This window comes from Microcoleus sp. AT3-A2 (assembly GCF_036705685.1).
Lineage (GTDB): Bacteria > Cyanobacteriota > Cyanobacteriia > Cyanobacteriales > Microcoleaceae > Microcoleus.
This window is the reverse complement of the sequence record NZ_JAUBVF010000025.1, coordinates 50,275-61,902: the sequence shown is the minus strand read 5'-3', so window position 1 is coordinate 61,902 and position 11,628 is coordinate 50,275. Positions and strand designations below refer to the sequence as shown.

7 protein-coding genes are annotated in these 11,628 nt (G+C 49.0%); all 7 read left to right on the top strand.

Annotated elements, in window-relative coordinates:
* Window positions 1-134: 134 nt before the first annotated feature.
* The 7 genes from QUB37_RS15920 (at window position 135) to QUB37_RS15890 (ending at window position 11,623) form a co-directional block, all read left to right on the top strand.
* Entirely contained in the window at window positions 135-1,085 is a 951-nt protein-coding gene (locus QUB37_RS15920) for an RsmB/NOP family class I SAM-dependent RNA methyltransferase (protein WP_333163561.1), read from the top strand.
* Between the two features lie 65 nt (window positions 1,086-1,150).
* Complete coding sequence (locus tag QUB37_RS15915; protein WP_333163559.1) at window positions 1,151-2,491, top strand: ABC transporter substrate-binding protein; 1,341 nt, start codon at window positions 1,151-1,153, stop codon at window positions 2,489-2,491.
* A 572-nt stretch (window positions 2,492-3,063) separates the two neighbouring features.
* The gene (locus tag QUB37_RS15910; RefSeq protein ID WP_333163557.1) at window positions 3,064-5,577 is read left to right on the top strand and encodes an MASE1 domain-containing protein; all 2,514 of its coding nucleotides are present in this window, start codon (window positions 3,064-3,066) and stop codon (window positions 5,575-5,577) included.
* A 296-nt stretch (window positions 5,578-5,873) separates the two neighbouring features.
* On the top strand, window positions 5,874-9,605 hold the full coding sequence (locus QUB37_RS15905; protein ID WP_333163555.1) for a response regulator: 3,732 nt from the start codon (window positions 5,874-5,876) through the stop codon (window positions 9,603-9,605).
* Window positions 9,598-9,972, top strand: a complete 375-nt coding sequence (locus tag QUB37_RS15900) for a response regulator (protein ID WP_015177895.1) — start codon at window positions 9,598-9,600, stop codon at window positions 9,970-9,972. The genes QUB37_RS15905 and QUB37_RS15900 overlap by 8 nt, the downstream gene beginning before the upstream one ends.
* Entirely contained in the window at window positions 9,969-11,027 is a 1,059-nt protein-coding gene (locus QUB37_RS15895) for an adenylate/guanylate cyclase domain-containing protein (RefSeq protein ID WP_333163553.1), read from the top strand. The genes QUB37_RS15900 and QUB37_RS15895 overlap by 4 nt, the downstream gene beginning before the upstream one ends.
* A 77-nt stretch (window positions 11,028-11,104) precedes the next feature.
* Window positions 11,105-11,623, top strand: coding sequence for a Ycf51 family protein (locus QUB37_RS15890; protein ID WP_006631825.1), 519 nt, complete (start codon window positions 11,105-11,107; stop codon window positions 11,621-11,623).
* Window positions 11,624-11,628 lie beyond the last annotated feature (5 nt).

Below are 11,628 nucleotides of genomic sequence, written 5' to 3'. Positions count from 1 at the left end.
CCCTCTTTGGGATTTTTAATGGCGACGCACCCTAGGACTGCTTGATTAAAGTGAGAGAGGGGTGTTCCGAAGGACGATCGCCTACAATCTATAGGTGGTAAAGTTGTCAAAATTTCGATCATATCTCCTCGAACATGGAAAAACCGTCAAATCTCCTGCTGAAACTCAGCCGCAGCTTATTTGCCGACACCGCCGAACAAGAAAAGTTTATTCATGCCGTCACCAATCCGCAAGCTTTTAATCCTGCTATCTTGTGGGTGCAACCAAAACCAACAGAAAACTCATTTTATCTCGAAATTCCCGTTTCTTGGCAACCGCAATTTGTAGATAGACTGGCATTAGAATCCCAGCCGGGAAAACATTCCTTACATCAAGCAGGACATTACTACTGTCTAGACTTTTCCTCAATCTTCGCCGCCTCCACCTTATTAACAATATCGCAGCCAATCAAAGTAATCTTAGATATGTGCGTCGCCCCTGGAGGAAAAAGTATATTTGCCTGGAAAACATTAAACCCAGAATTGCTGTTGTGCAACGAAGCCATAGGCAAAGGCATGGGAATGTTGATCTCTAATTTAAGACGCTGCCAAATTCTACCATCCGCCACCGCCAACGTCGATTCAAAAATACTTGCCGAAAAGATGCCACAAACGGCTAATTTAGTAATAGTAGATGCTCCTTGTACTGGTCAATCACTCTTAGCAAAAGGAGACAAAGCACCCGGCTGCTTTCATAATGTCACCATCAACAGCAATGCCAACCGCCAAAAAAGAATTTTAGCCAATTCTGCTAAAATTGTAGCGCCCCAAGGTTATCTTGCATACATGACCTGCACTTATTCAACCGCAGAAAATGAACAAGTCAGCGAATGGCTGTTAAGCAAATTCCCCGAATTTCAGTCAGTCACTGTTCGTCATTTAGAAAAATATCGATCGCACCTGACAGAAATTCCTTGCTATCGGATGTGGCCACAAGATAGACTAGGAGCTGGAGCTTCCACCGTTTTGTTTCAAAACACCTCGGATGGAGAAAGAAATCCGCTACCAGCAGATTTTCTAGATTTAGCTCGTTTTACCAACCTCTAACTATCGGCGTCCATCCCCGTTCATCTGCGGTTAAAAAAGTCTTCTTCCCTGAATCTAACTAAAAAATGATATTATCCAAATTATCCAAAGCAATTAAAAGACCACTCCAACTAGCGATCGGCATTTTACTTACCTTAAATCTGCTAATATTAAGCGGCTGTCAAAACAGCACAACACCCGCAGCCAAAAACGGCGAACCACTCGAAATCACACTGTGGCACGGCATCAATCCTCCGCCAAATCGCGACGTATTTCAAACCCTTACAGACAAATTCAACCAAACACATCCTAACATCGAGATCAAACCAGTTTACATCGGTCAGCCCGACCAACAACTACCAAAAATACTAACAGCAATAGTTGGAAATGCACCGCCTGATTTGTTGTGGAATGGCCCCTCAATTGCAGGAAAACTAGCAGAACTCGACGCAATTGAACCCTTAGAAAACTGGCTCGACAGATCGCCCCGGAAAGCCGAAATTGACCCGGCACTCTTCGAGTCAATGGAACTTGGCGGACATACTTGGTCAGTTCCCCTAGGCACAAACAACGTCGCCATATTTTACCGTCCCAGCTTATTTGCAGCAGCAGGAATCAAAGAAGTGCCGCAGAATTGGGCGCAATTAAAGCAAGTAGCCCGATCGCTCACGCGAGACACGAACGGAGACGGCCGCACAGACCAACACGGCATAGTGCTCCCCCTAGGCAAAGGAGAATGGACAGTATTTACCTGGCTGCCATTCATGTTCAGCGCAGGCGGCGAACTCAAAGGCAAAATACCTCAAAGTCCTGTACCTCAAATAGATAATCCCGGTTCTCAGGCCACCTTAGAATTGTGGAGCGACTTGTTAAAAGAAGGTTCAGCAATATTGTCAGCACCCGAACGCGGTTACGAACTCGACAATTTCATCGCCGGGAAAGTCGCCATGCAAATCACCGGGCCGTGGACGCTAGCACAGTTGCAGCAAAGCGCGATCGACTACGCAGCAATGCCTTTACCGATGCTCAAACGCCCCGCAGCCGTCGTAGGGGGTGAAAACATATTTTTAATGAAAACCTCGCCAGAACGAGAGCGAGCAGCCCTAGTATTCTTAGAATACGTTATAGGTGAAGAATTCCAAACAGCATGGGCATTGGGAACAGGTTACTTGCCCATTAACTTAAAATCGAGACAGAGCCAAGCTTATCAAAGCTTTGTGGAAAAAAACCCTGTTTTGCGAGTATTTTTAGAACAAATGAACTCAGCCAGAGCGCGACCCATTATATCAGGTTACTCCCGCCTATCAGAAAACCTCGGTCGCGCCATAGAGGCAACCCTTCTCGGCCGCAACCCCCAAGACGCCCTTCAAGAATCTCAAGAGCGTTTGACACTAACCTTAGATATTACAACAGCCAAAGAGAAATAGACAATAAAAAATATTTTTTTTAGCTGTAAATTATCCGCTTTGACTGTATTCGAGCGACAGACTTGAAGCCTCGATTGATTGGTTAAAAATCTAGTGAAAATCACTACAGCCTGCAATTCTAATCAGAAACCGTGTTTCTTGCCCCAAACTTACCGAAAAGCAGAGATTTTACGTCGCTGTTATTGGTATTTTAGGTATTTTAGGTATTTTAGGTATTATTGAGCATCGTGCAAGATGTTAGGGTGAATAGAGTTACGATCGCCCGACACAAAAAGACACCCGCTGTCGCTCGGTAATAAATTTTTAACAAAAACCAAAAATTTCCAAACCAATTGCTTAGCCATTAGAGATATATTTACAAAAAAGCGATACTCCCGAAATTCATGGGCAGATTTGATCGAACAAAAAAACCACTCCCTCAACGGCACCACAAAAAGTTAGCTCAAAAGCTTCTCCCACTACCTACCACTCATGACCTACCATCACTTAATAGAAACATTTTCTCTACCCTCTGCCTGTCCCGTGCCACCTACTGAGACCCCAACAACCGTCCACCTTTTCCCCAAACGACCATGCAGACAAAGTTCCTTAATGCAATCAAAGGACATTCCTGGCGGTACTTCCTCGCAGTAGGCGCGATCGCCCTGGTCTACTATTGGGCGTCGCAATTCGCCATTTCCACCCTCACCCTCAGTTCAGAAATTTACCCGATGTGGCCAGCAGCAGGAATTGCCCAAGTCGCCCTGCTGCTGTTTGGGCGGCAACTGTGGCCGGGAATCGCGATCGGAGGCTTCCTGTTCAGCATGAACGTACCGTCGGCCAACATCGCCACGGCATTGATCTCGGCAGGCGCCAGAAGCCTGCAAGCGTGGACGGGAACTTATCTACTCCAGGGCATTAACTTTAGCGCCGGGCTCGATCGGCTCAAAGACGTTTTAGGAATAGTCGGGCTAGCAGCCTTGGGATCTACCCTGATCAGCTCCACAATCGGCAGCATCCTCGTATGTCTGAGTGGTATATCTAGCTGGAGCGATTTTGGCACGATTTGGGGGACTTGGTGGGTGGGAGACGCTATGGGAATTTTGCTCGTCGCCCCGCTGCTACTGACGTGGCAACAATTGCCCAAAGTCCCCACCCATCGCAAACAGATAGCTGAACAAGCGATTTGGCTGCTGCTGCTACTAGCAGTCGGCTGGCTCGTCTTTTGCTCCCGCACCCGCGCCGCCTACGCCCGCTATCCCCTCGAATACTTACCATTTCCCCTAGTAGTTTGGGCTGCCTTTCGATTCGGTCAGCGCTACACCGCCCTCTCCAACCTCATCCTCTGCGGCTTCGCCATCTGGGGAATAGCCCGAGGCAGCGGCCCCTTCCTCAAACACGCCAGCAGTATCCCCCAAGCACTGTTATCCCTGCAAGCCTTCATCGCCGTCATCGCCGTCACCGGCTTAGTCTTAGCTGCCACCGTCGCCGAACGCCACCAAGCAGAAGCCTCCCTGCGCGCCAGCGAAGCCAGCCTCGCTAACGCCCAGCGCATCGCCCAGCTAGGCAACTGGGACTTAGACCGCAACGCGCAGCAATTGCGGTGGTCAGAGGAAATTTACCGCATCCTGGGACAGGAACCGGGAACTTTTGAACCCAGCCTTGAAGCCTTCTTGGAATACGTGCACCCTGAAGACAGAGAATTAGTCAAAACCTCGATCGAAGCCGCTTTATTTCAGCAACAGCCTTACAGCATCGACTACAGGCTCATACTCCCCAACGGTAGCAACCGCACAGTCTACGAACAAGCGGCCGTCACCTCCCTCTACATCACCAGCACCGTCCAAGACATCACAGACAGAAAGCAAGCCGAAGCCGCCCTACGTTCTTCAGAAGAAAGATTTTCCAAGGCCTTTCACGCCTCCCCAGTCGGGATCAGCATCTGCACCCTCACGGATGGATGCTTCCTCGATGCCAACGAAAGCTTTTTGCGCTCATTAGGGTGGCTGCGGCACGAATTTCTCGGCCGCACTCCCAGCGACTTAGGAATGTTTGTCAATTCAGAAGACGGGGGGCGGCTCGCCCAGATTTTGCAATCACAAAATTCGATCAGCAACCAAGAAATCAAAATTTGCACCAAAGCCGGCGAAGTCCGCGACTGGCTGCTGTCATTGGAACTCATCCACCTCGGCAGCACTCAGTGCGTTTTAATCATGACCACCGACATCACCGAACGCTTGCGTTCCGAAGAATTCCGCCGGGCCGCATTAGCCGCCGAAGCTGCAAATAGATCCAAAAGCATTTTTCTCGCCAACATGAGTCACGAACTCAGAACCCCCCTCAACGCCATCATTGGCTACAGCGAGATCCTGCAAGAAGACGCCCGAGACCTTGGTGCCGAAGAGTTCATCGACGACCTCCAGAGAATTAACACGGCCGGTCAGCACCTACTCGCGCTGATTAAAGATATTCTCGACTTGACCAAAATTGAAGCAGGCCACACCGACTTGCACGTCGAAACTTTCACCATTCCAACTCTGGTTGAGGAAGTAGTTGCCACGATCGCGCCGCTGGCGGACAAAAATAGCAATATTGTAGAAATACAATGCCCCGAAAATATTGGCTCGATGCAGACCGACTTGACTAAACTCCGGCAGTCTCTGCTCAACCTCCTCAGCAACGCCGCGAAATTTACTTGCTCCGGCGCGATTACCTTCGCCGTTACCCGATCCGTCGAAACCCCCGCCGACTCTGCAAAGAAAGACAAAAAACTTGGAGCGTATAGAGAAGGTGGCCAAGCTGAAAATAGCTTATCTCTCTTATCTTCCGCTCAAGATTGGATCATTTTTACGGTCAAAGATACCGGCATTGGCATGAGTCCCGAACAGTTAGCCAGAATCTTTGAGCCTTTCACCCAAGCCGATTCCTCCACTACTAAAAAGTACGGCGGCACTGGTTTGGGGCTGACCATTACTAAGAAATTCTGCGAAATGATGGGCGGAGACATTACCGCATTCAGCGAGGAGGACAAAGGTTCTACTTTTATCATTCGGCTGCCAGCTATTTTCACCGACCTTTCAATTTCAACCGAAAATTCTGATAAATAATAATTTATTGACATTTCTTTTCGAGCGTTTCCGGTTTTATTAGCCTCCGCAATTCGCTGATTCTTTCGCTAGCAGGTATCGAGATTTTAAACATATAGCCAAATCATTAAAGCCGTTAGGATATAATTAGCGCAGTTTAAAGTTTTTTGGAGAGCAGAGATGCTCAATAGGCTTTTCGATCAAACCTAGTATTTGCTTGATCCCGTAGCTTTCGACTAACTGTATAGCTGCGTATATATAATATTATTAATTAACAAGATATACTGTAGAAAGTTGCCTACAAAGCGCCAGAAAATATGCACCCCCACCTCCAGCGCCAACTCGAACAGCTCGGTTTAGTCGGCGAGTCTCCCCCTCCCACTGCTGAGCAGTGGCAGCTTTTATTAGAGCAGGTAAGTTGTAGCTATGACGGAGTTCAGAGTCAGCAAGAACTTCAGCAGCAGGATTGCTGGAACTCGGAGACAGTGGCGCTCAAGGATTTAACTGACTCGCCCCAGTCCCCTAAAGACTCTCCAACAGCTTCACAATTCGATCGACTGCGGGCGAGTGTCAACAGTTGGGGGGCAGGATTGTGTATCCTTGACGCGAAGGGCTGTGTAATCTCGGTGAATCCAGAAGCAGAACGCTTGCTGGGGTGGCAAGAGTCGGAACTTGCAGGCGTTTCTCTGCTAGAGCGCATCGGGAAGCAAAAGGAAGGCAACAAATCCCAAGTTTTGACGGTTCCGAAACAGTTCCCAAGCAAGAGTGAAGATAGGCCGATCGCACCTACACTAGATTTACAAGAGGCGATCGCTTCCGGTCAACCTTGCAACAACTGGGACGACGAGTTTTTGTGTCGCGACGGCAAGATGTTACCAGTTTCCTATTTTTTCCATCCCGCAGTTGAGGGCAGCGAAATATCAGTCTTGGTGTTTTTTGACATTTTTGACATTAGAGAACACAAGCAATCGCTCTCGATACTGCAAGCAGTTCTAAAATCTACAGATGCAGGAATTCTGGCGGTTGACAGAAACGGCAATATATGTGATTATAATCAGAAATTTCTAGAGATGTGGGGTTTGTCCGCCAGCCAAGGAAAGTTGAGCCGATCGACCTTCGGCACACTCAAAAACACGCTCAAAACAGGATTACCCTTCGACAGGGAACAATTAAAATACCCGCAAAGATTTCTCGAAAACGTGATTAAAGTGTCGGCAGATTCAGATACTCAAATCAGCGAATTATTAGAATTTAAAGACGGAAAAATTCTGGAATTAAATTCGTTGCCATCAAAAGTCGGAGCGAGAACAGTCGGTAGAGTCTGGAGCTTTCGAGACGTTACTAAACTCAAAAAACAAGAACAATATTTGCAGTATCGAGTAGAATTAGCTCAGTTGATTGCCCGTTTGTCAACCGATTTTATCAGCCAGCCCTTATCAGAAATAGATCAAAGCATCGATCGAACCCTGGAAGCGATCGCCACTTTGAGCGGGTTTGACCGCAGTTACATCTACCTGTTATCAGAAGACAAAACCCGCGCCGACAAAACCTACGAGTGGTGTGGCGAAAGCATTCCTGCAGTCAAAGACAGCACCGACAAACCAATAGAACTCGCACAAATCCCTTGGCTCGCAGAAAAACTCGATCGCGCCGAATGCCTCTATTATATTCCAGAAATCGGCGAACTCCTGCCCTCAGCAATCGCCGAAATTGCCTATTTTCTCTGTCTAAATTCAGCCCAATTCCAGACAGACTTCGCATCCCAAACAGTCAATCAAACAGCAACCGCCTCAATAGCTTCGATTGGCGCTTCCCTCAATAATTTAGAATCCCAAAAACCGCTAATCAATATCCAATCACTGATAATTATTCCCCTAATTTCTAATAAAAACCTAGTAGGATTTCTCGGATTCGATGGCTTAAAGCAAACAGCAGGTCGAGCAACCGAAATATCCACAATATCCACACAGCTAAAAATGGTAGGAGAAATGCTCGCCAATGCCCTAGAGCGCAAGCGAGCAGAAGCAGTCTTGAGACAATCCGAAACAAAATACCGCAACATCTTTGAAAACGCAGTCGAAGGCATATTCCAGACCACCTCAGACGGGCGCTACCTCAGCGCCAATCGCGCACTAGCCGAGATTTACGGCTACGAATCCTGTGCCCAAATGCTAGCCGAACTCACAGATATCAACCGCCAATTTTACGTTGACCCGAATCGGCGTGCCGAGTTTATGGCCCAATTGCGCGCGCGCCACCAAGTGTCAAAATTTGAATCCCAAGTATACCGCCGAGACGGCAGCACGATCTGGATTTCCGAAAACGCCCGCAGCATCTGCGACGAAAGCGGCAGCGTTTTGTACTACGAAGGCACAACCCAAGACATCACCGATCGCAAACAGGCAGAATCCGCCTTGCAGTCGGCCCTAGAAGCAGCAGAATCAGCCAACCGGGCAAAAAGCACATTTCTCGCCAACATGAGCCACGAACTTCGCACACCCCTCAACGCCATCATCGGCTACAGCGAAATGCTTCAAGAAGAAGCCGAAGAATTGGGCAGTTGCGAATCGATTCCCGACCTCGAAAAAATCTGCAGCGCCGGCAAACACTTGCTGTCCCTGATTGACGACATCCTAGATATTTCTAAAATTGAAGCAGGTCGAATGGATCTCTACTTAGAAACCTTCGACATCCATACCTTAATTGAAAGTGCTGTTGCTACGGCCAGGCCACTGGTCGAGAAAAACGGTAATACCCTAGAAGTGTACTTTCCAGACAACCTCGACACCATGCACGCGGACATGACAAAAGTGCGGCAAGTGCTGCTTAACTTGCTCAGCAACGCTGCCAAGTTCACACAAAACGGGAGAATTGCGATCGGAGTGGAAAGAATTAAAAATGAACAATTAAAAATCAAAAATCAAGAGGAATCTTCCCAAATTTTAATTTCCAACTCCGAATTTTTAAGTTTCCGCGTCGCCGACACCGGCATCGGCATGACACAAGAGCAATTGGAGCGAGTTTTCCAACCTTTCACCCAAGCTGATGCCTCGACTACCCGCGAGTACGGTGGCACCGGTTTGGGACTAGCAATCAGCCAGCGCTTCTGTCAGATGATGGGCGGTAGCATTGAGGTCAGCAGCGCCTTGGGCTCCGGCACCACTTTCACCGTGCTCTTGCCGAAAGCCATCAAACAGCCGGAAATCCCCAACAAAGTCCATGACAGCACTAGCCCTCCCGACGCCCCCGCTGTCGGCACGGTGCTGGTAGTGGACGACGACCCGATCTCGCGGGATTTAATCCAGCGCGCCCTCAGTCGCCAAGGACTGCACGTAGAAGTCGCCGGTGGTGGCGAGCAAGCTCTCCGGCTCGCTAAGCAACTACGGCCAGACGCCATTACCCTCGACGTGATCATGCCCGGAATGGACGGCTGGGCGGTACTCTCAGCGCTGAAGGCCGATCCTGACCTTGCCGAAATTCCCGTAATCCTGCTATCCTTTGTGGGCAACAAAAGCCTCGGCTTTGCATTGGGTGCCTCGGACTACCTCACCAAACCAGTGGACGGCAAACGGCTGGCTGCTTTGTTGAACAAGTACCGACGCGACCAAGACGGCGTTGCAAGTAGCAATTTGACCTGTCAGATTCTAATTGTGGAAGACGACGTTGCCACGCGCGAAATACTGCGATGCGTACTAGAAACACAAGGCTGGGCAGTAACGGAAGCTGATAGTGGGCGCGCTGCCCTCGATCGGCTAAAAGTTGCTCGCCCGCACCTGATATTACTGGATTTGATGTTGCCAGAAATGGATGGTTTTGAGTTGATCGGGGAACTTCGCAAATCCCATTCGGGAGATCCTATACCGATTGTTGTGATCACGGGGAAAGACTTGACATCGGCCGAAAGCCAGCAGCTAAACGGCTACGTCGAGCGGGTGCTACAAAAGGGAGTCTACAGTTGCGATAGTTTATTGCGCGATGTTCGCTCTATAGTCAATAACAGGTTCGATCGCAGGTACGACTCGAAAGGCAAGGAGAACACCAATGGCTAAAATCCTGTTGGTCGAAGATAACGAAATGAACAGGGATATGCTTTCCAGGCGTCTGGCCCGCAAGGGACACGAGGTCTTTATTGCTGTTGACGGTGCTGAGGGAGTGTCGATGGCGCTCGCGAAAGTACCAGATTTGATTTTGATGGATATGAGTCTGCCGGTTCTCGACGGGTGGCAAGCAACGCAGCAAATTAAGGCGGCTCCTGAAACTAGCAGGATTCCGGTGATTGCGCTGACGGCTCACGCAATGGCGGGCGATCGTGAAAAGTGTCTGGCTGCAGGCTGCAATGACTATGACACTAAACCGGTCGAGTTTCCCCGACTTTTGGGTAAAATTGAAACTCTTCTGAAAGAGGCCCTGACATGAAAGGTGACGAGGGCAGCGTGCTGGTTGTTGACGACAATGAGGTAAACCGCGATTTGCTGGCCCGCCGACTTCAGCGTCAAGGCCATCTGGTGACTGTTGCTGAAGATGGTCTCCAAGCTCTGGAAATGTTGCGAAGCGTTCCTTTTGATTTGGTTCTCCTAGACATTATGATGCCGCAAATGAACGGCTATCAGGTGCTCGAAAGTCTGAAGGCGGACGAGAATTTGCGCTACATCCCGGTGATTATGATTTCGGCGGTGGACGATATCGACAGTATCGTCCGGTGTATAGAGTTGGGGGCGGAGGATTATCTTTCTAAACCGTTCAATCCGGTATTGCTCAAGGCTCGGATTAGCGCTTGTTTAGAAAAGAAGCGGCTGCGGGATAAGGAACAGGCGTATTTACATGAGTTGGCCCAGGAAAAGGAAAAGTCCGAGCGTTTGCTGTTAAATATTTTACCGAAGGCGATCGCACAGCGCCTGAAACACGGGGAAATTACGATCGCAGACAGTTTCGCCGAGGTAACAGTGATGTTTGCCGATTTGGTCGGTTTTACTAAACTTTCGTCTCATTTATCGCCGGCCCAGTTGGTGGAGTTGCTCAACGAGATTTTTTCGGCTTTTGACGAGTTGGCCGAGCGCTACGGACTTGAGAAAATTAAGACGATCGGCGATGCTTATATGGTGGTTGGCGGTTTGCCGACGCCCAGCGAGGATCACGCCGAGTCGATCGCGGAAATGGCGCTGGAAATTCAAGCAGCAATGACTAAGATCCGTACCAAGGGAGGTCAGCCGCTCAGCATCCGCATCGGCATCCACACAGGCCCGGTGGAAGCTGGGGTAATCGGTACTAAAAAATTTACTTACGATTTGTGGGGAGATACGGTAAATACAGCTTCCCGGATGGAATCTCAAGGCGTCCCCGGCAGCATTCAGGTGACAGTTGCTACCTACGAGCGCTTGCGGGGTAAGTACGTTTTTGAGGAGCGCGGCGTGATTCCAGTGAAGGGGAAAGGCGATATGATGACTTATCTGCTTGTGTCCCGAAACGCTTAATTAATCATTGGGCATTGGGCATTGGGCATTGGTAACTAATATCAACAGTCAACAGTCAACAGTCAACTAATCATCAAATGAACGTAAATTCTAATCTTTTAATGTACGCCCAATGGGCGGGAATTCTGACAGTAGCTTTAGCTATTTTAACAGTTATAGCATTTATCTTCAAATGGGGTTTTCGCTTCCGATTGGTAGGAGTGACCAGCTTTATGGGAGTAATTGCTGCCAGTATATTCGGTCTGGGTTTGGGACTGTTTTCCCGTACAGAAATTCCTGGTGCGGTGCGCTATTCTTTAGTTTACGATACTGGCGGCGCTCAAACAGTAGTTACTGTGCCACCTACGATCACCGAATCGGAATTAGAAGCAACGATGCAGCAAGCGGCTGCGGATTTGTACTCTCCAGGGCGCTCTGGGCGCGGCAGAGACTACATGACAATCCGGGTTCGTACAGTGGTACATCCTGAACCTGGGTTGTCGCAGCCGCTGTTTTTGGGCGAGGTGAGGCGATCGCTCGCGACTCGTTATGATGACAAAATGGCGATCGAAATCTTCCCCGAAAAAGTTGCTATTCTGAAAAAGTATCAAGCCTAAAAGTA

Excerpts from the sequence above, each read along its gene's own strand:
- QUB37_RS15920 (WP_333163561.1), top strand. The coding sequence starts at position 135 with ATGGAAAAACCGTCAAATCTCCTGCTGAAACTCAGCCGCAGCTTATTT.
- QUB37_RS15915 (WP_333163559.1), top strand. The coding sequence starts at position 1,151 with ATGATATTATCCAAATTATCCAAAGCAATTAAAAGACCACTCCAACTA.
- QUB37_RS15910 (WP_333163557.1), top strand. The coding sequence starts at position 3,064 with ATGCAGACAAAGTTCCTTAATGCAATCAAAGGACATTCCTGGCGGTAC.
- QUB37_RS15905 (WP_333163555.1), top strand. The coding sequence starts at position 5,874 with ATGCACCCCCACCTCCAGCGCCAACTCGAACAGCTCGGTTTAGTCGGC.
- QUB37_RS15900 (WP_015177895.1), top strand. The coding sequence starts at position 9,598 with ATGGCTAAAATCCTGTTGGTCGAAGATAACGAAATGAACAGGGATATG.
- QUB37_RS15895 (WP_333163553.1), top strand. The coding sequence starts at position 9,969 with ATGAAAGGTGACGAGGGCAGCGTGCTGGTTGTTGACGACAATGAGGTA.
- QUB37_RS15890 (WP_006631825.1), top strand. The coding sequence starts at position 11,105 with ATGAACGTAAATTCTAATCTTTTAATGTACGCCCAATGGGCGGGAATT.